This window comes from Jutongia sp. (assembly GCF_057878315.1).
In genome coordinates this window covers 24,857-50,701 of the sequence record NZ_DBLXSO010000021.1, presented here as the reverse complement: position 1 = coordinate 50,701, position 25,845 = coordinate 24,857, and the positions used below count along the sequence as shown (strand labels likewise).

At 45.8% G+C, this 25,845-nt stretch carries 23 protein-coding genes and 2 pseudogenes; 22 read left to right on the top strand and 3 right to left on the bottom strand.

Going from position 1 to position 25,845, the window contains the following annotated elements; genetic code table 11:
* From ACZLMD_RS06895 to ACZLMD_RS06885, 3 genes and pseudogenes are all read left to right on the top strand, one after another.
* A pseudogene (locus ACZLMD_RS06895) lies at positions 1 to 361 on the top strand (Abi family protein); the annotation flags it as partial.
* Between the two features lie 25 nt (positions 362 to 386).
* The gene (locus ACZLMD_RS06890) at positions 387 to 917 is read left to right on the top strand and encodes a hypothetical protein (protein WP_482522679.1); all 531 of its coding nucleotides are present in this window, start codon (positions 387 to 389) and stop codon (positions 915 to 917) included.
* Between the two features lie 118 nt (positions 918 to 1,035).
* Entirely contained in the window at positions 1,036 to 1,260 is a 225-nt protein-coding gene (locus tag ACZLMD_RS06885) for a Lar family restriction alleviation protein (RefSeq protein ID WP_022306804.1), read from the top strand.
* Positions 1,261 to 1,271: 11 nt separating this feature from the next.
* On the opposite strand, the gene ACZLMD_RS06880 is transcribed toward ACZLMD_RS06885, so the two are convergent.
* Positions 1,272 to 2,639 carry an MATE family efflux transporter gene (locus tag ACZLMD_RS06880; RefSeq protein WP_489495397.1) on the bottom strand — a complete coding sequence of 456 codons (1,368 nt, stop codon included), beginning with the start codon at positions 2,637 to 2,639 and terminating at the stop codon, positions 1,272 to 1,274.
* Positions 2,640 to 2,872: 233 nt separating this feature from the next.
* Here ACZLMD_RS06880 and ACZLMD_RS06875 point away from each other — a divergent pair, with 233 nt between their 5' ends.
* From ACZLMD_RS06875 to ACZLMD_RS06840, 8 genes are all read left to right on the top strand, one after another.
* Positions 2,873 to 3,376, top strand: coding sequence for a DUF2798 domain-containing protein (locus ACZLMD_RS06875; RefSeq protein WP_022306806.1), 504 nt, complete (start codon positions 2,873 to 2,875; stop codon positions 3,374 to 3,376).
* Between the two features lie 148 nt (positions 3,377 to 3,524).
* Positions 3,525 to 4,907: an aldo/keto reductase gene (locus tag ACZLMD_RS06870; protein ID WP_484107592.1), complete on the top strand. Its 1,383-nt coding sequence runs from the start codon at positions 3,525 to 3,527 to the stop codon at positions 4,905 to 4,907.
* Positions 4,908 to 5,013: 106 nt separating this feature from the next.
* Entirely contained in the window at positions 5,014 to 5,568 is a 555-nt protein-coding gene (locus ACZLMD_RS06865; RefSeq protein WP_022306808.1) for a GNAT family N-acetyltransferase, read from the top strand.
* Positions 5,569 to 5,705: 137 nt separating this feature from the next.
* Positions 5,706 to 6,008 carry a Dabb family protein gene (locus tag ACZLMD_RS06860; protein ID WP_022306809.1) on the top strand — a complete coding sequence of 101 codons (303 nt, stop codon included), beginning with the start codon at positions 5,706 to 5,708 and terminating at the stop codon, positions 6,006 to 6,008.
* A gap of 19 nt (positions 6,009 to 6,027) precedes the next feature.
* Complete coding sequence (locus tag ACZLMD_RS06855; RefSeq protein ID WP_484107591.1) at positions 6,028 to 6,507, top strand: S-ribosylhomocysteine lyase; 480 nt, start codon at positions 6,028 to 6,030, stop codon at positions 6,505 to 6,507.
* Between the two features lie 27 nt (positions 6,508 to 6,534).
* Positions 6,535 to 7,239, top strand: coding sequence for a 5'-methylthioadenosine/adenosylhomocysteine nucleosidase (locus tag ACZLMD_RS06850; protein WP_482522804.1), 705 nt, complete (start codon positions 6,535 to 6,537; stop codon positions 7,237 to 7,239).
* A 31-nt stretch (positions 7,240 to 7,270) separates the two neighbouring features.
* On the top strand, positions 7,271 to 8,260 hold the full coding sequence (locus ACZLMD_RS06845) for an aldo/keto reductase (RefSeq protein WP_484107589.1): 990 nt from the start codon (positions 7,271 to 7,273) through the stop codon (positions 8,258 to 8,260).
* A 14-nt stretch (positions 8,261 to 8,274) separates the two neighbouring features.
* Complete coding sequence (locus ACZLMD_RS06840; RefSeq protein WP_484107588.1) at positions 8,275 to 8,541, top strand: hypothetical protein; 267 nt, start codon at positions 8,275 to 8,277, stop codon at positions 8,539 to 8,541.
* Positions 8,542 to 8,674: 133 nt separating this feature from the next.
* On the opposite strand, the gene ACZLMD_RS06835 is transcribed toward ACZLMD_RS06840, so the two are convergent.
* Complete coding sequence (locus tag ACZLMD_RS06835) at positions 8,675 to 9,922, bottom strand: AGE family epimerase/isomerase (protein WP_489495396.1); 1,248 nt, start codon at positions 9,920 to 9,922, stop codon at positions 8,675 to 8,677.
* Between the two features lie 281 nt (positions 9,923 to 10,203).
* Here ACZLMD_RS06835 and ACZLMD_RS06830 point away from each other — a divergent pair.
* The 8 genes and pseudogenes from ACZLMD_RS06830 to ACZLMD_RS06795 all read left to right on the top strand — a co-directional run.
* A pseudogene (locus ACZLMD_RS06830) lies at positions 10,204 to 10,483 on the top strand (MATE family efflux transporter); the annotation flags it as partial.
* A gap of 226 nt (positions 10,484 to 10,709) precedes the next feature.
* Positions 10,710 to 13,310, top strand: a complete 2,601-nt coding sequence (locus ACZLMD_RS06825) for a cation-translocating P-type ATPase (RefSeq protein ID WP_484107586.1) — start codon at positions 10,710 to 10,712, stop codon at positions 13,308 to 13,310.
* 94 nt (positions 13,311 to 13,404) lie between these two features.
* Positions 13,405 to 14,784 carry a PhoH family protein gene (locus ACZLMD_RS06820; RefSeq protein ID WP_484107585.1) on the top strand — a complete coding sequence of 460 codons (1,380 nt, stop codon included), beginning with the start codon at positions 13,405 to 13,407 and terminating at the stop codon, positions 14,782 to 14,784.
* A gap of 28 nt (positions 14,785 to 14,812) precedes the next feature.
* Positions 14,813 to 15,469 carry an HD domain-containing protein gene (locus tag ACZLMD_RS06815; RefSeq protein ID WP_484107584.1) on the top strand — a complete coding sequence of 219 codons (657 nt, stop codon included), beginning with the start codon at positions 14,813 to 14,815 and terminating at the stop codon, positions 15,467 to 15,469.
* 167 nt (positions 15,470 to 15,636) lie between these two features.
* Complete coding sequence (locus ACZLMD_RS06810) at positions 15,637 to 16,584, top strand: DegV family protein (protein ID WP_484107583.1); 948 nt, start codon at positions 15,637 to 15,639, stop codon at positions 16,582 to 16,584.
* Between the two features lie 214 nt (positions 16,585 to 16,798).
* Positions 16,799 to 17,671, top strand: a complete 873-nt coding sequence (gene metF / locus ACZLMD_RS06805; RefSeq protein WP_484107582.1) for a methylenetetrahydrofolate reductase [NAD(P)H] — start codon at positions 16,799 to 16,801, stop codon at positions 17,669 to 17,671.
* Between the two features lie 61 nt (positions 17,672 to 17,732).
* Positions 17,733 to 18,638, top strand: a complete 906-nt coding sequence (gene cysK, locus ACZLMD_RS06800) for a cysteine synthase A (protein WP_022305928.1) — start codon at positions 17,733 to 17,735, stop codon at positions 18,636 to 18,638.
* 113 nt (positions 18,639 to 18,751) lie between these two features.
* The gene (locus ACZLMD_RS06795) at positions 18,752 to 19,375 is read left to right on the top strand and encodes an HD domain-containing protein (protein WP_118560308.1); all 624 of its coding nucleotides are present in this window, start codon (positions 18,752 to 18,754) and stop codon (positions 19,373 to 19,375) included.
* Here the strand turns inward: ACZLMD_RS06795 and ACZLMD_RS06790 are convergent.
* Positions 19,368 to 21,068 (bottom strand): ABC-ATPase domain-containing protein, encoded by a 1,701-nt coding sequence (locus ACZLMD_RS06790; protein WP_489495395.1) that lies wholly within the window; start codon positions 21,066 to 21,068, stop codon positions 19,368 to 19,370. The two genes, ACZLMD_RS06795 and ACZLMD_RS06790, sit on opposite strands and share 8 nt — an antisense overlap.
* A gap of 150 nt (positions 21,069 to 21,218) precedes the next feature.
* Here ACZLMD_RS06790 and ACZLMD_RS06785 point away from each other — a divergent pair, with 150 nt between their 5' ends.
* The 3 genes from ACZLMD_RS06785 to ACZLMD_RS06775 all read left to right on the top strand — a co-directional run bounded on the left by ACZLMD_RS06785 (position 21,219) and on the right by ACZLMD_RS06775 (position 25,781).
* A complete protein-coding gene (locus ACZLMD_RS06785; protein WP_022305925.1) occupies positions 21,219 to 22,121 on the top strand; it encodes a YhfC family intramembrane metalloprotease in 903 nt (300 codons plus the stop codon).
* A gap of 89 nt (positions 22,122 to 22,210) precedes the next feature.
* Positions 22,211 to 24,844 (top strand): LTA synthase family protein, encoded by a 2,634-nt coding sequence (locus tag ACZLMD_RS06780; protein ID WP_484109175.1) that lies wholly within the window; start codon positions 22,211 to 22,213, stop codon positions 24,842 to 24,844.
* 19 nt (positions 24,845 to 24,863) lie between these two features.
* Positions 24,864 to 25,781, top strand: coding sequence for an SseB family protein (locus ACZLMD_RS06775; RefSeq protein WP_022305923.1), 918 nt, complete (start codon positions 24,864 to 24,866; stop codon positions 25,779 to 25,781).
* Positions 25,782 to 25,845: the final 64 nt, after the last annotated feature.

Here is a 25,845-nt window from a genome sequence, read left to right as displayed (position 1 = left end):
AAAAAAAAAAGAACTGATTCAATATATGAAAGTGCTGACTTTGTATAGAAATGTTTGTGCTCATAACGAAAGATTATTTTCGTACAAAAGCAGATTTGATATTCCTAATACAGAAATACATAAGAAAATGAAATTGCCACAGAAAGGTACCCAATATACATGTGGAAAAAATGATTTATTTTCTGTTGTAATTGCCTTTCGAATGTTACTTTCTACAGAGGATTTTTCACAGTTTAAAAAATCATTCAATCTAATTATTAAGCAGTATATTAAAAATACAGAAAATATAAGTCAAAAGACTTTTCTTCAGACAATGGGATTACCTGAAAATTGGAATCATATCAGTAAATATAAATTGTAATATTATATCAAAAGAGGAGACCACAATGAATCAATCATACCAAATCACCATAAATGACAGTGCGTTATCTACAAAACGCTGGGGCTTACATGCAGCATTTCTTTTTATGGGGTGTTATGCAGTGGAATTTCTGGCATACTGTCTGATCGACCACATCTTTGGAATCTACAATTGTTATGTAGAAGAATATATGCCGGAAGGCGCGTTTGTTATCGCATTACTGATCGTATGTGTGTATTATGCACTTCGCGAGAAACGCACAAAGGGCGTGATGCAGCTAAAGCTTCAGTTCGATAGTGATGCGATCAGACTCAATGTCAATCGCAGGCAGCATGTGGTGCGATATCACGATATCACAGAGGTACGCAAGATCATGGTGATCGACCGGACGCATACCGAAAAGGGATGCTACCGTATGACCATCAAATGCCGGGGCAAAGGTAGTCTGGAATTTGAAACGACACAGCAGGAATACGAGGCACATCTGGATTTTGAGGAAACCGGTCTTGCTGCTTTTTATAATGCCTGCAAAGAAGCCGGTTTAAAATGCTGTTAGCCATTTTCTGATATCAAGTTGACTTTTAGTGCTGTTTTGCTCTATATTATTGAGAGAACGATTTTCTTGATCCACATGCTGGATCAAGATAAATTTAAAGAATAGAAGAGGAACGCTTATGAATATTGAAGAAATGTTAGACATCAATGATTGTCCGTTATGCGATGGCGGCGCACTGTTGGAAGAGGAATGCGGCTGTGGTTATTATGTGATGTGTCTGGAATGCGGATGCCACTCTGTAACCATTGATTTTCATTCGGAAGAAGAGAGGCTTGACGCCGCGAAAAGAACGGTAATGCTCTGGAATACCGGAAAGGTTATTTCAAGCAGTCCCGGAGAATGATCCTATAATGATCACGATGTCTGCTCCATTCGTTTCAGCTCCGGCAAAACAATGCAAAGCATAGTGATAAAACACATGCCTCCGCCAATGATATTGGACACCGGCTCTGCCAGAAAGACGCCGGAAGTTCCCATATGAAAGGCAAACGGCATCAGATATGTTAACGGTACTACAATAATTACTTTACGAAGCAGGGAGAAAAATATCGCCTGCTTCTTTTTGTTCAGAGATTTGAAAACGGTCTGTCCCATATACTGCAGATCCATAAAAATAAATGCGGCGAAATACTGCTTGAGTGCAGAGATGGAGTCCTGAACAAGAGCGTGGTCTGAGCTAAACACCCGGATCAGCGTACCCGGAGCAAGAATGATAAGCCCCCACATAACTGCCGTATAGCCAAGGATCATCGTACCCATGACAATACCGGACTTGCGGACACGGGACGGGCGTTTTGCTCCGTAATTGTAACTTAAGATCGGCGAAGCCCCCTCATTGATCGCATAGATTGGTGTTCCCACAAGCTGACGTACACTTGATACGATTGTCATAACCGAGATGTAAATATCACCACCCGTAATAGACAAAACATGATTGCAGCAGATGGACACAAGACTGTTGGTAAGCTGCATGATAAATCCTGCCGTGCCAAGGCTGATAATATTTTTGGCATAACCAAGACAGCCGCGAAGCTCCCCTTTTCGCAGAAGGCGTACCTTAAATTCAGCCCTCCGTGTCAGAAAATGATAGACAAATGCGGCGGATAAAAACTGTGAGATCACAGTTGCGATTGCGGCCCCCTCCACACCCAAGCCAAACACAAAAATAAACAACGGATCAAGCACTAAATTGGCGACAGCACCGATTGCCACGGATGACATACCGATCAACGCATATCCCTGCGCATTGATAAACGGATTCATTCCGACAGCGATCATGGAGGGAAGTGTGCCGATCAGATAGATCATCATGTATGGATAAGCGTAGGACAGTGCATCTGCGGAGGCACCAAACAGCACCAGAAGAGGACGTGCCAGAAACAGGCCGAAGCACATCAGAATAACCGCACCGAGGCAAAGCATTGTAAATGATGTGTTCATGATCCGGACGGCTTTGGACTCCTCCTTCTGACCACGGTATATTGAGAAAAGGGGGGCACCTCCGCCGCCAAACAGATTGGCAAAAGCAGTAATGATCGTGATCAAAGGGAAACAAAGTCCCACAGCGCCAAGTGCTTTGGTTCCTGTTTCCGGTATTCTTGCAATATAGATTCGATCCACAATGTTATACAATAAATTAAGAATCTGCGCCACCAGCATTGGCAGAGCTGCGCCAAGTATATTTCCGGTAACGGTTCCTTTTTCAAAATCAATTCGTTTCATGATAAATCACCCTTATATCAATTTATTCTGTATTATCAAGTATAGCAATTGTTTCTTTATATGTAAATTATCCGCCGACATATACCAACGAGAATAAATTTTGCTATTGCAATTTCGAAAAGATCATGTTATAATCCACAAGTTAATAAAATATGGTCGAAATTGGAAACGCACAATCCTCCGGGATGATAACGAACAACACATCGAAAAGTTATCATCAAGGAGGATTTTTTATGCCAAAAAACAAGTTTCAGGATGTTGTGTTCACTGCAATCATGGCCACTGTTATGGTGTACGGAATGGTTGTCTACAATGTAGCTCTTAATATGGGCAAGGTTACAGGAGCGACATTTCTTGCCGCAGTTCATGAGCTGCCGGTCATGGTGCCTGTCGCATTTATCTTAGAATTTTTCGTTGTTGGACGAATTGCAAGAGGGCTGGCATTTACCGTTATGAAGCCGGATGACCGACCACAGTTTATCACATATGCAATTTCTATCTGCATCTGCTGTATCATGTGTCCGATCATGAGTCTTGTTGCGACAATCCTGTTTAAGGAGACGAAGACCTTCGGAACATGGATTCAGACATGGGCAATGAATTTTCCGATGGCAATCTGTTATCAGATGTTTTATTGCGGACCATTTGTTCGTCTGATCTTCCGGACGATCTTTCGGAATGAGACAGAAGAAGAGAAGAAAACAAAGATCATAGAAGAACCGGACGCGGCGTGTTAAAACGATGACGGATAAACAAAATTGTTTATCCGTTATTTTATGTTGTATAGATAATGTTCATGTCCAATGATGAAAAAATGCGTCAAACGTGTTACAATAACAGAGAATAAGCATGTATGGTCTACACTATGGGAGAAAGGCGGTTTTTATGTCGTTATTTTGGAATTTGTTGCTTACGGTCGGCGTAGTCTATGAGATGGTTGCACATCTGAAGGTATGGATCAAGGGGATTATACCGGGACTTAGAGCCATGAATAAAGCCAGGAAAGACCCGGACGCAATCATCGCAAAGACGCTTTTATATAATTTGAAGCAGTACATTTTTCATGTAGTCTTTCTGATGTTTTTCTGGTACCTGATCGCACGGGTATTCCGGTTTATCATGTTACTTGATGACGTATGGACCCTCGGAATTTATATCGGTGTCTATGTGGTCTTTATTCTTGACATTGTGTCGTATGTCACCATGATATTTCATGACCGGTACAGTTATCTGACCGCGGAAGGCGTGATGACGAGTGTCGCCGTTCTTCGCTGGGAGAAGTTCGACTTTGCATGGCAGCAGCCGGCAAACGGAGAGCTTTCGCAGGTGCTGATGGTATCCACACCCAAAGATAACGTTCCATACCGCTTTGAGTTTAGCCGTGTCGACTGCAAACGTGCGCATGAGATCGTTGCCAGTCATATCAATGTAGAAGAGAAAACGAAGGGAGATGTCACAATGATATCATTAAGTAATGGGATTAAGATGCCGGTGATTGGTCTCGGTGTCTATAAAATGAACGCCGGAGACGAGATGAATAACGCTATCAAGGCTGCATACGATGCCGGTTACCGGCTTTTCGATACTGCACAGATGTATGGTAATGAAAAGGCTCTGGGAGATGCATTGATTGCCAATGGAATTCCACGTTCAGAAGTTTTTCTGGTAAGCAAGGTGGATAACGGCAATCAATGGTATCAGGAGACCATGAAAAGTCTTCATGAGACACTGGATAAGCTGCAGACAACATATCTGGATTCCTTTCTGATCCATTGGCCAGGGCAGAATAAAGAGAGAATGTTAAGCACCTGGCATGCCATGGAGGAGGCTTATCAACAGGGACTCGTGCACAGCATTGGTGTCTGCAATTTTGAAATCAGCCAGCTCGAATTTCTTCTGGCACACTGCCAGATTTCTCCAATGATCAATCAGATTGAGAACAGTCCGCTGATGCACGACACAGAGCTTACCGATTACTGTAAGACGCATGATATCCGGATTATGGCATGGGCTCCGTTGCAGCGTGGCAAATTTAACGATACACTGGCAGAAATGGCAGGACGCTATCAGAAAACGCCGGCACAGATCCTGCTTCGCTGGAATATCGAACAGGGTATTATTCCGATTCCAAAGTCCAAGAATCCGGACAGACTGCGTGAAAATATCGCTGTCTTTGATTTTAAATTGACTGCAGAAGATATGAAAACTCTGGATCAGATGAATCAGGGGAAACGAACAAGCTTTGATCCGCTGACCTTTGATTTCTGATCACTCGATACGGTAAGAGAGCAGTTTGCTCTTTGATCACCGCAGTAAAAGCAGGGGAATAAATCGCTTATCTATAAGATCATTTATCACAGATATAAGGAGATGTATGAAGAACATATATCACGATCAGAACATATACCGGGGTGAGCTTATGCTTCGCCCGGTGGAACAATCAGATATCAGTGCCATCGAATCGATCGTGACCGATCCGGGGATCACGATGATGCTGGATTTTCCGAAGAGAGATTATGAAGAAGCCAGAACCTTTGTTGACTGGGCAGCAAGACAATGGCATTATCCGGTTCCGAAGGACCGTATATTTGTCATCATCCGGTCGGATCAGATCGTTGGTCTCATTGATCTGGAGACATTAGAAGAACCGGACGTTTTTGAGATCGGATGGCTTTTACGTCCTGACCGGCGCAATCAGGGGATTGCCACAGGGGCAGCGCAGATGCTTACCGAATACGGCTTTGAAAAGCTGCATGCCACAAAGCTTACCGCGCACTGTGACTGCAAAAACATCCCGTCTGAAAAAGTGATGATTAAGCTTGGAATGAAAAGAACCGGAGAGCCGGGGAAGCGGATCTATCCGAGAACCGGTCAGCAAGCATTCGAATATACCTATGAACGAATGGCGGAAACCAATACTGTCCGATGATATATTTCGATCAGTTTTAGTTACCTATTCTCATCAGATGGTGTATAATCAATTTGTATGTTCTTTTGATGGGATTATTGGTTTGTTATTACAGATCTCATGCAAAAGGATTGACACGGAAAGGCAGGTTTTATATTATGATAAGACATATTCTGTTCTGGAACTATACCGATACCGTCAAGAAGCAGCACAGAGAAGCAGAAGCATTACAGTTTCTGCAGGATTCTGTTGCAACCATGAACGGACACATTGACGGACTTTTAAAGGCAGAGATTGGAACAAATCTTGCCGGTGGATACGATCTGGTATTTTATGCGGAACTAGAAGATACAGATGCACTAAATGCATTCCGGGATCATCCGCTTCACGCCGCACACAGGGAAAGATGCAAGGATATCGTAACAGACAGGCTCTGCGGAGACCTGATCACAACAATATAACGGAGGAATCAATATTATCATGGAAAAAATCACAAGTTTTACCATTGACCACATTAAGCTGCAGCCCGGGGTTTATGTTTCCAGAAAGGATCCGGTCGGCGATCAGACGATCACAACCTTCGATCTGCGTATGACTTCCCCGAATGAGGAGCCGGTCATGAACACGGCAGAGATGCATACGATCGAACATCTTGCAGCAACATTTTTGAGGAATCATACGAATTACGGCAGCAAGACGATCTATTTCGGACCGATGGGCTGCCGCACCGGCTTTTATCTCTTGCTGGCTGGCAACTACGAATCCGGGGATATCGTGCCGTTAATGATCGAGATGTTTGAATTTATCCGTGATTTTCACGATGAAGTACCGGGCGCAAGTCCAAAGGACTGCGGCAATTATCTGGATATGAATCTTGGCATGGCAAATTATCTGGCAAAGAAGTATCTGGACGAAGTCCTGTATCACATTGACGAGAGCAGACTGGTATATCCACAGTAATGAGACATAAAGAAAAGAGGTAGAGCATTGAAAATAGGAATTATTGGAGCAATGGAGCTTGAGGTTGCCACATTAAAGCAGGAGCTGACACAGGTTGTGTGCAAGAACGTGGCCGGTATGGAATTTTATGACGGACTGCTTGATAAAGTGCCGGTCGTTGTTGTCCGGTGCGGTGTCGGAAAGGTCAATGCCGCCATGTGCGTGCAGATCTTAAATGATGTTTATCAGGTAAGCCATGTGATCAACACCGGTGTAGCCGGTGGCTTAAATGCCGGACTTGACATTGGAGATATTCTTATCTCAAATGCAGCCCTGCAGCATGATATGAACGTTGAGCCTCTTGGATATGCACCGGGACAGATTCCGGGGGTTGATACGCTTTCCTTCCCGGCAGATACGCAAATGAAGAATGATGCCATCGCCTGCTGTAAAAATGTTAATCCGGATATCAACGTGATGGAAGGACTTGTGGTAAGCGGTGATCAGTTTATCGCAGAGCAGTCTGTCAGAGAGCATCTGATCCGGGATTTCCACGGCGACTGTGCAGAGATGGAGGGTGCTGCCATCGCACAGGCAGCTTATCTGAACAAACTGCCGTTTGTGATCATTCGCGCAATTTCCGACAAGGCAGATCATTCCGCACAGATGGACTATCCGACTTTTGAAAAGCAGGCGGCAAAGCACTGTGCAAAGCTGGTATCTGCATTCGTCAAAAGCTATCAGGCAAAGTAAAAGACAATAATGAATAAATGGGGGCACACATATGTATACACCAAATGACAAGCGTTACGACAATATGATCTATAGCCGCTGTGGTAAAAGTGGTTTGAAACTGCCGAAGATCTCACTGGGCTTCTGGCAGAATTTTGGGTACTGGTCTGATTTTGCGAATATGGAAGAGATGGTACATACGGCATTTGATCTTGGTATCACACATTTCGATCTCGCCAATAATTATGGCAATCCATACAACGGCAGTGCCGAGGAGAATTTCGGCAGGATCCTTGACCGTGGGATGCGTCCGTTTCGTGATGAAATGTGCATCTCCACAAAAGCAGGCTATGAGATGTGGGATGGACCTTACGGCGACCGTAACGGTTCCCGCAAATATCTGATTGCTTCGCTGGATCAAAGCCTGAAACGGATGAAATTAGATTATGTCGATATCTTTTATCATCATGTGTATGATCCGGATACGCCCATGGAGGAGACTGCCTGTGCCCTTGACCAGATCGTGCGTCAGGGTAAGGCACTGTATGTCGGCGTCTCCAATTACAATAAAGAGCAGACAAAGCGGATGCAGGAACTCTTAACAGAACTTAAAACACCGTTTATTATCAATCAGCCGTCTTATTCAATGCTGAACCGTTGGATCGAAGAGGATGGGCTGGATGAATATGCTTACGAAAGCGGGATTGGACTTGCGGTATTCTCCCCATTATCCCAGGGCTTTTTAACAGACCGGTATTTAAACGGGATTCCGGCTGATTCCAGGATCGGTAAGGGCAATACATGGCTTGGTAACCAGCTTGACGATGCGATGCTTACCCGCTTAAATGCACTCAATCAGATTGCAAAAAGCAGAGAGCAGACGTTGTCTGAAATGGCATTGTCATGGTGTCTATCCAATAAAGCAGTCACAACAGTGCTTGCCGGTGCAAGCAGTCCGGCGCAGATCAGGACAAACACAGCATGTCTGAAGCATCTTGATTTTACTGATGAGGAACAGGTGCAGATCCGTGCCCTGCTGTAACAGGAGGAATGAGAATGTTTGATTTTTTGACTCATCTTGGGAAGAATAAAGAACTCGAAGTGCTGATGCAGGAGATTGATTCCAATCTTGCGAACAATTATAAGGACGCCGCCCAGGAGGCACTTGCCCGGTTTGAACAGAAGATGTGCGACCTGACGGCACAGGGAAGTTTAAAGCCGAAATCACAGAAGGAGTATGCCGATAAACTGGTGGGCTACAAGCAGACACTCAAGGGATTTTCACATAAGGATCAGAAGCCATACTGGGAATCGAATTCCTGATAATATAAGTTATTTGCTTACCGCATTATGAATATAATTTTTAAACTCGCTTAAGCCTTACGGTCTAAGCGAGTTTTTGTTCCGGTATAGGAAAATGCTCGTAATGTAGTGTTCAAAGATCTGTTACTTATCTTTATCCGATCAGCTTATGCTTCTTTACAGCCGGAGCGATCGAAAGCTTCGGGTGGTATAAAGGGATCAGTGTTGCCTGCACCGCATGGTAAAGATCGGATTTCCCCGGCCATACCGTGTCAAGCAGCTTGTTATCACGATCAAGCTGGTGAAACCATGAGCCTGTCTTATGATCCCAGACAATCTCATCGAGATACTGAAGAAACATGCTGTAATCCTCGGCATATTCTGCTTCGCCGGTTACATGCCAGAGGACAGAAGAGGTGTTGATCGCTTCAGCAAGAGTCCAGTGCATCCGGTCATGCACCACAGGCTTTCCATTCCAGTCTGTGGTATAGACAAGTCCCGGCGCACCGTCAACATTCCAGGCATCTGTTACGGCACGGCGGTATAACTTCTTTGCGGCAGTCAGATAGCTGGCAGCCTCTGTAGTGCTGTCCGAAAAAGTGGACAGTGCCCACTGCGAGATCAGTCTTGCCCACTCGATACCATGTCCCGGTGTCGCACCGTACGGCTTAAATGGATCGTCCAGATGGTCCTTGTTGCATTCTAAATCTGCCTCCCAGGAAGACGTAAAATGCTCCGGAATACGCCAGTCATTCTCATCAGCCCAGCCGATCACATGATCAATGATGCGTCCGGCACGCATACGGTATTTCTCATCGCCGGTGACGTCCGCAGCCGAAAGAAATGCTTCCACCGTATGCATATTGGCATTTAATCCACGGTAATCATCAAGCTTTGTAAATTCTGTATTCCATGTATCACAGGAAAGTCCCTCTGTTTCATTCCAGAAGTATTTATCATAAATAGCCAATGCATCCTGAAGAAGTGCATCTGCCTGATCGATTCCTGCAAGCACACCGGAGGATGCAGCAAGAATAACAAACGCATGTGCATAGCACTGCTTGTTTGGAAGAATGGAGCCATCTGCAGTAAGTCCCGCATACCAGCCACCGTTTTTGTCATCGTGCAGTTCCCCGCAAAGTCCTTTGATCGCAGCGGATGCAAGATCTTTACTGCCCGGATGTGAAAGAAAACTTCCGAGACAATATACATGCGCCATGCGGCTTGTGATCCATGTTTCACGGTTTCGTGTTTTCCATGGGGTTCCGTCATCGCCGAGATAATAAGAACTTCCCTTCGAAGAAGGAAACTTGTGCCCAAAGGACAGAAGCTCATTTCGTGCCTTTTTTAAAAAGTCGCTATTCTGCGCAGTGTCAATTTGATATTTCCTCTCCATATTCATAGTACTCCTGCCTTTCTGTATGCCTTGTATTTTGCTGCTTCTTATTATACGTTTCTTACCATGAAATCTCAATCATTGATTTTTGGATAAAGTGTATTATAATAGAATTGTTCCTTGTTCTGGGAAGAGTGCGGAGTAATTTCATTTACTTTGTATAACCGGCATCTCTGTTTTATTTATATTTAGAAGAGTGCAGGAGGAATGCGCGGTTGCAGGGGACATTTACTATATGATGACAGGTGAAGGAAGCTCTGAAAGCGGCAGTCTTTCATGCCTTTGTGCTGATCCTGGCAGCCTTTGCAGCTGCCGTTAAGATCGACACGTTTGCGTACCTGCCGGTGCAGGATTTTGGCAATGCATTCTCCACCTTTGTGGCACAGAATTACGGTGCCGGCAACAAAGACCGTATCCGCCTTGCTTCGTGTTGCTTTGGCATACCTGTTCTCAAGCTTTATCGGCGTGACCGGAATCTGGATCTCGATTCCGATCGGATGGATTCTTGCAGATATTGTCGGGATTTTGTACATGTCTGTTGAACAAAAACGTCTTGACATATCCTGATACGCCCGTTATACTGATTTTAATTTAATAAACACGCATGTAAGGGGAGTAATTTAAATGCATCGTCAACAATCTCGGCGCACGCGCCTGGTGATGCATACCGCTTAATATTTGTTCGGTTATGAGACTTTTCATGCAGAGTCAGATCATTTAATGGATCTTATTCTGCATGAAAAGTCTCATTTTATTTTACAAAATTTTATCAGAAAGGGAGAGGTAAAAAGGTATGAAAAACTGGTATCAACAGACAACGTCGCAGGTTCTTTCCGAAGTGGAGACGAACATGGAGGGACTCGCCGGAAGTGAAGCGGATAACAGGCTGCGGGAACACGGTCTAAATACGTTAGACTGTGCGAAACAAAAAAGTCTGCTCCGCGTTTTTGGCGAACAGTTTGCCGATCTGCTTGTCATTATTCTGATCATTGCAGCGGTCGTATCGGCGATATCCGGTAATCCGGAAAGCACGGCGGTTATTATCGTCGTTCTGATCCTGAACGCAGTGCTGGGAACCGTACAGTACAGCAAAGCCCGCAAATCCTTAAACAGTCTGAAAAAGCTTTCGTCCCCGTCTGCCAAAGTGCTCCGGGACGGCATTAAAACAGAGCTTGACGCCCAGAATATTGTTCCGGGTGATATTCTTTTACTGGAAGCCGGCGATCTTGTGGTCGCAGACGGACGTATCCTGAACAATTATTCCCTGCAGGTCAATGAGAGCTCTTTAACCGGAGAATCCACCAATATTGATAAGGAAGAAACTGTTTTAACCGGTGAGGCTGCTCTCGGGGACCGGATTAATATGGTCTATTCCGGCAGTCTTGTCACCTACGGAAGAGCAGAGGTCATTGTCACCGAAACCGGTATGGACACCGAGATGGGAAAGATTGCCCGTCTCATGAATGACACCGGCGAACGCAAAACACCTCTGCAGGTCAGTTTAGACCGCTTCAGCGGAAAGCTTGCCATGGCGATCATGGTGATCTGTGTCTTTGTTTTCGGACTGAGCCTGTACCGTGGAAGCGGGCTGTTAGATTCACTGTTATTTGCTGTTGCGCTTGCTGTTGCGGCGATCCCTGAAGCACTCGGCTCGATCGTCACGATCGTTCAGGCGATGGGAACACAGAAAATGGCAAGGGAAAATGCGATCATCAAGGATTTAAAAGCCGTAGAAAGCCTTGGCTGTGTATCTGTGATCTGTTCAGATAAAACCGGCACACTGACACAGAATAAGATGACGGTGCGCCAGCTTTTCGCAGATCAGAATGTATATGCTCCATCGGAGCTTTCCAAAGAAAATCCGGTTCACAAGCTGCTTCTTCTCAATGCTGTTTTAAATAATGATTCCGATATTATTGACGGACAGGGGATTGGTGACCCGACCGAATATGCACTTCTTGAAATGTCCGATCAGGTTCGCCACGACTATCCGGAGCTGCGCCGTCAATATACAAGACTGGAGGAAATCCCGTTTGATTCCGATCGTAAACGGATGAGCAGCCGCTATCTTGTAGAGGATCAAAACCTTGTCTTTGTAAAAGGTGCTTTAGATACCATGACGGACCGCATCGTAAAGGTTGCCACTTCACACGGCGTGGTTCCCTTTGATCATACAGAGGCTGAGAAGCTTTTTGAGATTAATCAGTCCTTTTCAATGCAGGGACTTCGTGTTCTGGCATTTGCCTGCCGCGAACTTCCCGATGATACCGCACTGACACAGGAAACAGAGCGTGATCTGATCTTTCTCGGTCTTGCCGCAATGATCGATCCTCCGAGAGAGGAGTCCGTTAAAGCGGTAAAGGACGCTGATTCCGCAGGTATCCGCACTGTCATGATCACAGGCGATCACCGTATTACTGCCACAGCCATTGCCAGACAGATCGGTATTTTTAAAGAGGGAGATCTTGCCGTTACCGGAATGGAATTAGACCATATGGATGATAAAGAGCTTGCGGATAAGATCGAACAGATCTCTGTTTATGCGCGCGTTTCCCCGGAAAATAAGATCCGGATCGTTGATGCATGGCAGCAAAAGGGAAAGATTGTTTCCATGACCGGAGATGGTGTCAACGATGCTCCGGCACTTAAAAAAGCAGATATCGGCGTTGCCATGGGAATCACCGGCACCGAGGTTGCCAAGGATGCCGCTTCGATGATTCTCGGGGACGATAATTTTGCCACGATCATTAAAGCCGTTGCAAACGGACGCAATGTTTACCGCAATATCAAAAATGCGATCGGATTTCTTCTGTCCGGCAATATGGCCGGAATCCTTGCCGTGCTCTACACCTCTCTGGCAGGGCTTTCGATTCCGTTCGAGCCGGTACATCTTCTGTTTATCAATCTATTGACCGATTCGCTTCCGGCTCTGGCGATCGGCATGGAACCACCGGAGAAGGATCTATTAAAAAGAAAGCCGCGTGACCAGAAGGAAGGAATTTTAACGCGGACCTTCTGTGTCCAGATTTTGGGACAGGGTATTCTGATCGCAATCGCAACTATGATCGCTTACCATTACGGATACCGTACCGATCATATGACCGCAATGACTATGGCATTTTCTACATTGTCTCTGGCGCGTCTGTTCCATGGCTTTAATTGCCGCAGCCATCATTCGATCGTGCGGATCGGTTTTCGAAGAAACCACTACAGTCTCTGGGCATTTGCCGCAGGCGTTTTCCTGCTTGGAATTGTCCTGCTTGTTCCTGGCATGCACGGTATCTTCTCGGTGGCAAAGCTGAACATAACGGCATACGGCCTGATCCTTTTGCTTTCCGCACTTCCAACCATCCTGATTCAGCTTGTACGGCTGCTTCGGGAGAATATGCACTAAGTTTTACATTCCCTTTACCGTATCACGATAGCAGATTTTACACGGAGCGTTTAAGATATATGAAAATAAATCAAACGAAAGAGGGAAATGATACTTGAAAAAAACATATGTAATCGACACCAACGTGCTGATACAAAATCCGGACGCCCTTCACTGCTTTGAGGATAATAATCTGATCCTGCCGCTTGTTGTGGTAGAGGAGTTGGATGGTCTGAAGAAAAACGAAGGTGAGAATGGCTCCAATGCAAGAAGTGCTGTCCGTGTTCTGGAAAGCTACCGTAACAAAGGAGATCTCTTAAAGGGTGTAAAGCTGGAGCAGGGCGGTACCCTCCGCGTTGAAAAAAACTTTAAGGACATAGAACTTCCTCCGGATCTCCCGGAGGACAAAGCTGATAACCGTATCCTAAAGGTCTGCCTAGGGCTTTTTCAGCAGCGAAAGCGCGGTCAGCAGATCGTTCTTGTGACAAAGGATATTGTGCTTCGTCTGAAGGCACAGATCCTTGGACTGCGCGCAGAGGACTTTACCACGGAACAGATCTCAGAGGATGACAATAGGTATCCTGGCAGGTCACAGGCATACATTCCAGAAGATCAGGTAAAGCTCTTCAAAAAGCACGGAGCCCCGTTAGACGTTCTTTATATATCAGATGAAAATGGAAAAACAAGTCCGGTCAAAGCGGCCGAAAACGAATTTCTGATCCTTACTCCAGATCAGTCCTCCGGCAAGACATTACTTGGCAGGGTGACCGGTCAGAAGGTCGTACCTTTACGCTATAAGAAGACAAAGCCCTATGGGGTAAAGCCACAGAATCTGGGACAGTATTTTATGCAGGAGGCACTGATGCTTCCGGCAAAGGAAATCCCTCTTGTGATCATCAAGGGCATGGCCGGAACCGCCAAAACCTTCTATTCGCTTGCCGTCGGCATGGAAAAGGTGTACAACAATCCGTCGGGAGAATACCGGCGCATCATTGTGTGCCGTCCGAATGCACAATTTGATGATGACATCGGCTTCCTTCCGGGCGGAGAGAAAGAAAAGATTGCGCCGCTGATGCGTCCGATCATTGATAATCTGGAGCAGATCCTGGATTCCGATGAGGAGAACCGCTACGAGGACGAAGAAGCACTTCGGGATAAGATCCAGGAAATCTTTGAACGTGGGATCATCCAGACCGAAGCACTGAATTTTATCCGTGGTCGTTCGATCGTCGGTACTTATCTGATTATCGATGAGGCACAGAATATGACACCCAATCAGGTAAAGGGCATCATCACCCGCGCCGGCAAGGGGACAAAGATCATCCTGCTGGGCGATCCGATGCAGATCGATAAGCCGTTTCTGGATGAGAAAACAAACGGACTCAGCTACGCAGCAAAGTACATGAAGGGCAGTCCTTACTGCTGTCAGCTTACCTTATCGGCAGAAGAGTGCGAACGCTCCGTGCTTGCCATGGACGCGATCACGCGGTTATAACAAATCAGAGAGAACGGTGATAAATCCAATGAAATATAAAGAAATCAAAAAAGACAGAGAATTAAGAGAATATATCGCCCGCGGCAATGAAAAGTTAGGTGTCATGGGTTATACCGATCATTCCGAAAAGCATTGTATTCTGGTCGCTGAACGGGCAGGAATGATCCTGAAGAAATTTGAATATCCGGAGCATACGATCGAGCTGGCAAAGATCGCCGGCTTTATGCACGATATCGGCAATTGCGTCAACCGGAGCCACCATGCGGAATATGGAGCACTGCTTGCCAATGAGTGGATGAAGAAAACGGATATTTCCCTGGAAGACCGCATTCAGATCATGTCCGCGATCGCAAGCCACGATGAATCAACCGGCAGTGCTTTCGATGCATTATCCGCAGCACTGATTCTCGCCGATAAAACTGACGTCCGCAGAAACCGCGTCCGCGACAAGGAGCGTGCCAACTACGATATGCACGACCGTGTTAATTTTGCCGTGACAGAGTCTCATTTCAAGATCAGTCTTCCCAAGAAACAGATTTCCCTGAACCTGCAGATTGATGAAAACATCTGTACCATGTACGAATATTTTGACATTTTCCTCGGACGGATGCAGATGTGTCGGAAAGCTGCTGATATTCTCGGTGCACGCTTCCGCCTGACCGCCAACGGGAGCAAGATTTTATAAGCATATCCAATTCTTAATATTTCTGGAATTTTCCATGATTAATTTGTAAATACTATTGACAGGGGTTTTGTATATGTTAGAATGTAGTTATTGATACTATGTGGAATAGAACATGTAAACTGTGTCGTAAAGAAACAAAAACCTTTTGGAAAGAGTGAGGAATGATTATGCAATTCCAGATTATCAGCGACGGATCCTGTGATCTGACAATGGAGTTAAGAGAGAAATATAATATTCAGGTGGTCCCGTTTTATGTATCCTTCGACGGCGAGAACTATCAGAAGGAGATTGATGAGATCGGTATCCGCGATGTCTATGAGCGCATGGTGACAGAGCCGGATGTATATCCGAAAACGTCTCTGCCGTCCGTTCAGAATTTTGTCGATGCGTTTCTGCCACATGTCAAAGAAGGCAGAGCCGTTATCTGCATGACGATCACCAGTACCTTAAGCGGTTCCTACAATGCCGCGGCCAATGCAAAGGAGATCGTGCTTGAAGATTACCCGGAGGCGAAAATTACCGTGATCAATTCTCTGGAAGCAACGGTTACACAGGGAATTTATGCAATCGAGGCAGCAAAGATGCGGGATGCAGGTTACTCCTATGAGAAGACCGTAGCCGTACTGACCGGAGAGATGATGGACCGCGGGCGCATTTTCTTTACCGTGGGAGACTTAACATATCTGCAGCACGGCGGCAGGATCGGCAAACTTGCCGGTATGGCCGGTTCCATGCTGCGTTTAAAGCCAATGATCACATTAAAGGACGGATCGATTGATTCCTCCGGTGTGGCACGCAGCCGTAAGAAGTCCATGGCAAAGATTCTCGAATTATTAAAGCAGTATTTTGAGGAGAACAACGATGATCCGAAGAATTATATTTATTCCTTGGGCTTTGGCTATGATGAGGAAGAGGGAAAGCAGTTTAAGAAGCTCCTCGATGAAGAGCTTCAGTCGTTTGGCGTTACTGAGCCGTCACATCTTGTCCAGATCGGTGCAACAATCTGTGTTCATACCGGTCCATATGCAATCGGCGTCGGTGTCATGAAAAAGTACGACGCATGTGCTGAGGCAGCTCTTTCCGAGGAGGAAAGCCTGAAACAATACACTGCATAGTTTGATTTGTTAATGTTGATATCCCAGGTCTGAGATATATCGCCGGCCTGGGATTGTTTTATGATATAGGAAAATGCTCGTAACGTAAAATCTTATTTTGGTTTGAGATTTTTTTCGGTTTATGGTATTCTTAGGAGTGCCTTATCCGTGTCCTTCGCACACACCGGACACAAACATATATATACAGAAAATGTGTGCAGAAATGAGGAATAAAATGAAGATTACAGAGGTATTAAAATCCGATAAAGTAACATTATCCATGGAGGTATTTCCGCCGAAGACAACGACAGCAGCCGAGAAGGTTAATGAAGCAGTGCGCGATATCGCTGCACTTAAGCCGCATTTTATGAGCGTTACATATGGTGCAGCCGGTGGCGGTACCAGCAAGTATACGATCCAGATCGCCAAGGATATCAAGGATGCCTACGGTGTTAATTCTCTGGCGCATCTGACCTGTCTTTCTTCGACAAAAGAAACGGTCGAAAAGCAGATCACGCTGATGAGGGAAGCAGGCATTGAAAATATTCTGGCTCTGCGCGGTGACATTCCAAAGGAGACAGAGTTTCCATTGCCGGGACAGTTTCATTACGCTGCTGAGTTGGTTCGTGAGATCAAACGTATCGCACCGGAAATGTGCATCGGCGGCGCATGTTATCCGGAGGGGCATCCGGAAGCAAACTCCAAGGCAAAGGATATTCTCCATATTAAGGAAAAGGTAGATGCCGGTTGTGAATTTCTGACGACACAGATGTTTTTTGACAACTCCATTTTTTATAATTATCTGTATCGTCTTCGCGAAGCGGGGGTCATGGTACCGATCATTGCAGGTATCATGCCGATCACCAAGAAGAATCAGGTTGCACGAAGCATCCAGCTTTCCGGCAGCTGTGTGCCGGCACGTTTTAAATCGATTGTAGACTGGTTCGGGGATGAACCGGCGAAGATGAAACAGGCCGGTATCGCTTACGCAACGGACCAGATCATTGATCTGATCGCCAATGGCGTAAAGCATATTCATGTTTATACAATGAATGATCCGGAGGTCGCAGCCGGCATTCAGCGTAATCTGTCCGAGATCATTGGTTGATTTTCAGCATACAATGCATATTTATAAATAAAATGGACATTGCCCGGAAAAGAGGAATAGTATGATTTATAACATTATTGACTGCATCGGTAACACACCGATGATCAGCTTAAAGGAGTCCACCGGCTGTAATATTTATGCCAAGGCAGAATTTTTAAATCCCGGCGGCAGCATCAAGGACCGTGTTGCCAAAAACATGGTCGAGCAGGCAGAAAAGGACGGTTTTTTAAAGCCGGGAATGACGATCGTGGAACCAACCTCCGGCAACACCGGGATTGGTCTTTCCTTAGTCGGTGTGCGGAAGGGCTATGAAGTCATCATTGTCATGCCGGAGAATATGAGTGAGGAGCGCAAAAAGATCATACAGAGTCTCGGCGCTAAGCTTGTGCTCACCCCGGCAAAGGAGAGCATTGGCGGGTCTGTTGCCAGAGCACAGGAGCTTTTACAGGAGCTTGGTGATAGAGGCTTTATGCCACAGCAGTTTGAAAATCCGGCAAACCCGGACATTCATTATCAGACGACGGCACCTGAGATCTATGAAGAGTTAAACGGCAAGGTCGACATTTTTGTGGCAGGACTCGGAAGTGCCGGAACGCTTCAAGGCATCGGTCGTTACCTGAAGGATCATAATCCGGAGGTTAAGGTCATTGCGGTAGAGCCCAAAAACGTTTCCGCCTTGCACGGTGACAAACCGGGCATCCATCAGATCCAGGGCATCGGCGACGGATTTATTCCGGCTGTTCTTGATACCTCGCTGATCGATGATGTGGTGGAGGTATCCGATGAGGATGCGATTGCACGGACGAGACAGCTTGCCCGTGTACAGGGACTTTTATGCGGCACATCTTCCGGAGCCAATATCTGGGCATGTGAGAGAATGGCTGAAAAATATGGCAAAGACAAGGTGATTGCTACGGTTCTTGCCGACCGCATGGAACGTTATTTTAGTACAGGACTTCTTGGATAAGAAAATGAAAAGCTGGCAGATAGCATTATGTATCTGTCAGCTTTCTTACAAACATGAAAAAAGCAATTCTATTTGTGACAAAAGATAGATAATCACAGAAACGGAGGAACATTATGGATAACGAACGATTAGAGCAGCAGATGGCATTTTGTCTGGAGATCGACAAGGAGAAATTTATCGGCAGACAGACGTATCTGACCGGAGCCGTCCGCAGGGAAAACGACGCAGAACATGCGTGGCATATGGCAATCATGACAATTCTTTTGAGTGAATACGCTAACGAAGAGATCGATGTTCTGCGCACTGTCACGATGCTTCTGATCCACGATCTTGTCGAGATCGACGCAGGAGATACCTACGCTTACGATGAGGAGGGCAAGAAAACGCAAAAGGCGCGCGAGCTTGCCGCAGCCGACCGGATCTTTCAGATACTTCCACCGGATCAGGGAAAGAAATTCCGCGAGATCTGGGAAGAATTTGAAGCCCAGAACACGCCGGAATCCCGCTTTGCAAGAACCATGGACAATCTGCAGCCGATGATGTTAAATAATGCGACAGACGGCAAAAGCTGGGCTGACCGCGGGATCCGGCTAAGCCAGATCCTTGGGCGCAACCGCAATACCGATAAGGGTTCAAAGGCACTCTGGGAATATGCCAAAGAAAACTTTCTGCAGCCGAATCTTGACAAGGGACGCATCGTGGAGGATGTTCCATTAAACGGACAGAATACTAATTAAAATATAATTTCCGATATCGGTTCAGACATGCTGCGATTTCCTGACGACGCGGCATGGCAAGACCGGAACGGACATATTCTTTATCATACAAAGCACTTAAGCCTTTGGAGGCAGTCAGCGCTTCGATATCATCCAGAAGCTGCGGAACCGTTCTTGATCCGTTCATACGGTTCAATTCCAGATATTTCAGGGCATAAGCAAGTGCATTTGTCTGCTCCGGATCGATCAGCTGTTCCAGATAGCGCAGTTCGATTGCGTCCTTTGCAAGCAGCATTTCATTGGTCCCCATCGTTTTCATTTTGAGACGGGGATCTTTTTTTAATGCCTGATTTGCCTTCGGTGCACGCATATTGTCTGAGACAGGGAAGTGCTCCTGCTGTTTGAGTGCCGGATAAGAGGCAGCCGCTTCTCTGGCACGCTCTGTAATATCATACGGAACATATTCCTTCATCTGAATGATCGTATCTGCAATCCCAAAAAATGAGCCGGAGCTTCCGGCAACGATAATGGAAGAGACACCAAGATCGTCATACATACTGCGGCTCCGCTCGATAAACGGCGTGATCGGTTCCTCCTCGCGGCAGATCACCTTCTGCATCAGCTCATCGCGGATCATAAAATTCGTGGCAGAGGTATCCTCATCAATTAAAAGCAGCTTAGAGCCGCTTTCCACAGCCTCCATCAGATTTGCCGCCTGCGAAGTGCTTCCACTGGCATCCTCCGTGGAGAAATGAACTGTGTCCTTTTTATTTGGCAGATGATTGATAAACGGAGAGATGTCCGTATGGGAAATACTTCGTCCGTCCTCTGCACGAAGCTTCCATGCACTCGGATCCGTGATCACATATTCTCTGCCGTCTCCGGAGATATGGTTATAAACACCCATCTCCAGTGCCTGCAAAATCGTCGATTTGCCATGATAACCACCGCCGACAAAAAGCGTAATGCCTTTCTTGATCCCCATACCGGTGACCGGACCGTGATATGGGAGAGTAACGGTTACCTTACAGGCTGCCGGACTTTGAAACGGCACAGCACCCTTCATCGGGCGGTCAGAGATTCCGCTTTCTCTCGGAAGCACCGAGCCGTCTGCAAGAAATGCTGCCAGTCCCTGTTCACTCAAATGCTCCCTGATAAACTGCTGGTCACGGGCAAGCTCGATCGCTGCCTTCAATGCATTTTTGTTAAGTCTGTTATAAAACAATGCGATTTGCGCTGCCTCCGGCACAAACTGAAACAACATTTTAACAAGCTCCCCTGCATTGACACTTCGCCCGTTCGCCGGAAAGCCTGCCTCAAACCGAACCGTCACCGAGCCGTCTGCCGACACCTCACAGGCGGTGCGCTCAAGCACCTGCTGTCCGCAGTGCGATACCGATAAAAGACCGCTTTTACCGGAGCCCTTTGCCTTAAAGCTAAACGGTGCCAGTGCCTTTCCAAAGCATCTTGTCAGATGATCCTGCAGCGTAATCCTGGAAATATCATCCTGATAATAATCCTTCGGAAAACCTGCCTTATGTCCATCAACAAGCACCGACAAATGAGATGGAGACGCAAATGGATCTCCCTGCACATGATCGATGGACAATACATGATCTTTAAACTGATATCTGCCGCGAAGTCCCTTATAACCGGGATATCCACGATGATCGATCGCCAAAATATCTTTCTTAAGTTCTGCACTGCTTTTCATAATCTGTCACTCCATTTCTTAAATATTACTGAAAAAATCATAAACGATCCCAATATGATTTGCAATAAAAAGCCCCTTGTGTTACTCTAAATAAATGATTAAAGCATATCATACTTAATCATATCAATTTGTATTAAGGAGAACAATAGAATGATTGAACAAAACATATTAAATGCCATGCTTCAGACAGGAGTTTTAGCAATTACGATCCCTGTCGTACTTATTGTTGCATGGAAGATGTATACCAAGCGCAGTCTCGTTCCGTTCTGGGTTGGTATTATGGTATTTATTGCATTTTCCAGAATGCTGGAAATGATCCCGCATTCCCTTTTTCTTTTATCAAGTAACCCGGTATCAAAAGCAATCAACGGCAATGTTGTTTTATATGTGATCTATGCGGCAACCGTTGCCGCACTTTTTGAGGAGACCGGACGTTATCTTGCATTCCGCTTTGTACTGACAAAGCATCCGAATAAGGAGACGGCTGTCACATATGGTATCGGCCATGGCGGTATTGAGTGCGTTCTTGTGCTTGGTGTTACTTATATTCAGTATTATGCGTACGGACAGCTTATTAACAGTGGTTCCATGGACAAGATGCTTTCTGCCTACAAGGACAGCTCACAGTCTGTGGATGCGTTAAACCAGCTGATCACCAATATCAAGGGGGTAACAAAGATGACCTGCTATATGGCAGATCTCGAGCGTATCTCTGCGATGATGGTGCAGATCGCATTATCGATCCTTGTTTTCCAGGCAGTCTATGTTGCCGGCAAGAAATACATGTACTGGGTTGCCGTGGCACTTCATTTTCTGACGGATGTACCGGCTGCATTGTATCAGAAGGGTGTTCTTAAGCTGTTACCGACAGAGATCATTCTGTTTGTCTATGCAGCGCTTGTCCTTGCACTCGGCGTGAAGATATATCAGGGCTTAAAGACCGGCGGCACGCCTGCAGATGTTCAGAAAAAGAAAAACCAAAAGGCATTCAGTGAAATTGCCAATGGAAATTATAAATCTGCAGGAGCACAGGATCACAAGGATGATCATTGACAATAATAACAAGAAAACAGTATCATAAAAGATGGACTATATTTTCATAATTGAGAAATTATAAATACGGAAGAAGGATAATTTTAACTATGTTTCGGAAATATTTTAAATTGACACGAAAACGAATGGCTTTTTTTGCCATATTAATGATCGCAATCTTTACATTGCAGTATTTTTTAGTGGGATCGCTTGTATCCCTGCAGCAGGTAACCACAGAGGCAGGCAACAGTAACAGTGCCGTGATCGGTATTCTGCCGGACACAGAGGTGATCCGCCAAAAGTTCTGTTTCGACCGCAGAGTCGTTTTAAATTCATTCTCCATCAGCTTTGGTTCCTTCAAAAAGAACAAGGTCGGAGATACGCTTCACATTCAGGTGATGGACGGCAACAATGACGTTGTATTCAGCGAGGATGTTGACGTGAAGGATATCACGCCGAACGCAGAATTTGTTGTTAATATGGATCATGCCGTTGTCATTCCAAAAGGAGTTACATGCTGTATCCGTATGACCTGCAGCAGCGAGAATACACCATATGCACTGATTCCAACCGTCAATACGACCAACCGGACAGATCCGAATACCTATATGTCGACGTTGAAGATGCAGACGCATGCCAAGTCCATGAATATCTCATATTCCTACAGCTACCGTCAGCTTTTCCCGATGGTGGTCTTTGTACTTGAGATCCTTGTGCTGTTTGTGATTGTCTTCGAGCGTATGACAGAGTATTCCACACGATACTACAAGATGCGTCAGAAGGAGCTTAAACACAGCAAAAAGCATAAGCGTACCACGAGAAAGTCACCGCGTAATTTTGTCAAATGGGTTCTGAGTGAGCCGAAGGTTTTACTGACAGCGCGAATACTGATCATTATTTTTAATCCGTTATTCCTGGCATCCATGCTGGAAATGATGAACGGCACGTTCTTAACGATTCTGCCGAATGTATGGCTGTTTACATGGCTGCTTTTAGGCGCGGTTGAATTGTTGTTTACAGCATTGATCGGTAACGTCGGCATTGCCATGCTGGTGATGGATCTTTTGCTGTTCCCGATCGGACTTGCCAATCTGTTCATTATGAATGTCCGCGGAACACCGTTTCTTCCGGCAGATATCCTTGGTGTAGCGACAGCGACAGAGGTAGCTTCCACCTACACCTTCTCGCTTACACCGGCACAGTTTGTAGTGCTTCCTGCATTTGCAATATGGTGTATCTTAATCTTCCGGACACGCAGGAAGGGAATAAAACGCCCGATTCCAAAGAAACTGATCCGCTTTTCCGCTACGGTTGTACCGGGCATCGCGATCATTGCTGTATTATACAATACAAACATTTTACCGGCATGCGGTATTCAGGATAATGTATGGAACAAGATTTCTTCCTGCAAGGCCAATGGATTTTATATGAATTATTTCATCAATTTGCATTATCTGCGCGTATCGACACCATCCGGTTACTCCGAGGACAAGGTTTCCGATATTCTGAAGGAAGCCGACTCTACCCGGACAACCACAGGATCAGATACCACAGCCACCACATCGGTACCTCTGACTGACGGCAAAGGAACCACACAGAAGATGGCCACCAACGCCTCCTTCACAAAAAACACTTCGCTGAACGGCAAAAAGCCAAACATTATCCTGATCATGAATGAGAGTCTGGCAGATTTTTCTCTGGTGGGAGATGTGCGCTATAACAGAGATCCTCTGTCTTATATCCACAGCCTCACAAAGAACACGATTAAGGGAAGAGATTATGTATCCGTCTTTGGTGCCGGCACCAGTAATTCCGAATTTGAAGCCATGACCGGCAACACCATGGCATTCTTCCCGAGTGGCTGTAACGTTTATCAGCAGTTTATGCATAACTCCACCTTCTCACTGCCATCTTATCTGAAGGAGCAGGGCTACAGCTGCAAAGCAGTCCACCCGAGCAGTGGTGCAAACTGGAACCGTATTGCCACCTATAAGAGTATGAAGTTTGATGATTTTATCACGATCGATGACTTTAAGAAGCCGGAGTATGTCCGTTATATCAGCGATAAGGAAAGCTACAAGAAAGTCATTGAGCTTTACGAGAACAAGGGTGATAAGCCGCTTTATCTGTTCGATATGACGATTCAGAATCACGGCGGTTATCTGACGAATACGAACTGGAAAACACCTGTATATGTGGAGGGCTCTTATTATACCGAGGCAAAAGAATACCTCTCTGCAACACATGTTTCCGATCAGGCATTCCAGTATCTGCTCAATTATTTTTCCAAGCAGACCGAGCCAACGATCATCTGTATGTTCGGCGATCATTTTCCGTCAATCGAGACCGCCTTTTATGAAGAGCTGCTTGGCAAACCTCAGAGCGAATGGGACCTGGAGGATATCCAGAAGCGTTATGCCGTTCCGTTTATTATCTGGGCAAACTACGATATTGAAGAAGAGCAGAATGCTGTAATCAGTAATAACTATCTCGAAAATATGCTGTTAAAACAGGCAGGCATCGATCTGCCGCGCTATAACCAGTATCTTGAGAAGCTTTCTGCCGATATTCCGGCCATGAACGTCAATGGTTATATGGATACCGAGGGCAAATGGCATAATTACGACAGTGATGAAACCGATACGGTCAAGAAGCTTCTGGAGGATTACGAGATATTACAGTATGGCTATTACAGCGATATGAATAAAGATAAAATGAGTGAATTGTTTCAAATGAAGCATTAGATTAGAAAGGACAAAAGGCGTGGACAATCAGAACAGCAGAAAGATCGAGCAGCTCGCCGATCGCTTACGAAACGACAATAACAAAGATAATTTAAATCTTCTGGTTAAGGAGTTGGAGCAGGGTACACTCTACGTGCCTGCAGCCATTCCTCCTGGAACAGATCCGGCTCTGATCCGTCAGCTTATTTCCGGCTCCGGTATGGAGCAGGGGATCCCTGAGGGATTTTCTCCGCGTCCTGCCGTATTACAGAATGCGGAGGGCAGACGTTATCTTCCTGTATTTACAACACAGAAGCAGGCAGAGAAGGGAGACCAGCAGTTTCCTCTGCTTTTAACGATGCCATTTACAAGCTGTCTTGATCTGGTTGCCGCAGACGGCGGCATTTCCGGCGTGATCTTAAACGCTTTCGACCAGAATATTCCTCTGAATACAAAGGTTAACCGCAAGGCAAACGGTAACGGCGGTCAGTCTGCACCGCTCACAGAGACACAGCTTCATGCCATGGCTCGTCAGCGTGTGGAAGCAGAACTTCTTCCGAAGGCTCTTTTTGCCGGTAAGACGGATATGGTCGAACGTCTCCGTAAGGACTGTGCCACAGAGCTTTTAAAGTTGTATGAGCAGGCATATCCCAAGGAAATCGGTTGTCCGTATACAGAGGATGATTTTGATCTTCTTTCGATCAATGCAAGAGAGAATCTTTCTGTGATCCGTATCACGATGCCTTCCTCCCACATGTACGCCGGAATCTGTCCGGTCATTTTGCTGCGTTTTAATCCTCAGACGGAGGATCTGCAATATTTTGCTGTTGTAAAAGGAGACGAACCGGGTGAGATGCATCTGTTTGAGGCATTGCCGGATGGCACCAACCGCGACTGTGGTGAGGCACCGGAAGAGGGCAGTGAGCTTCAGTTTATGATCGATTACAGCGCAGAATAATACATAGTTGAAACGCATTTCGATTCGATATATAATAGGTGCAGATTATGGAAAGGCATGGTTA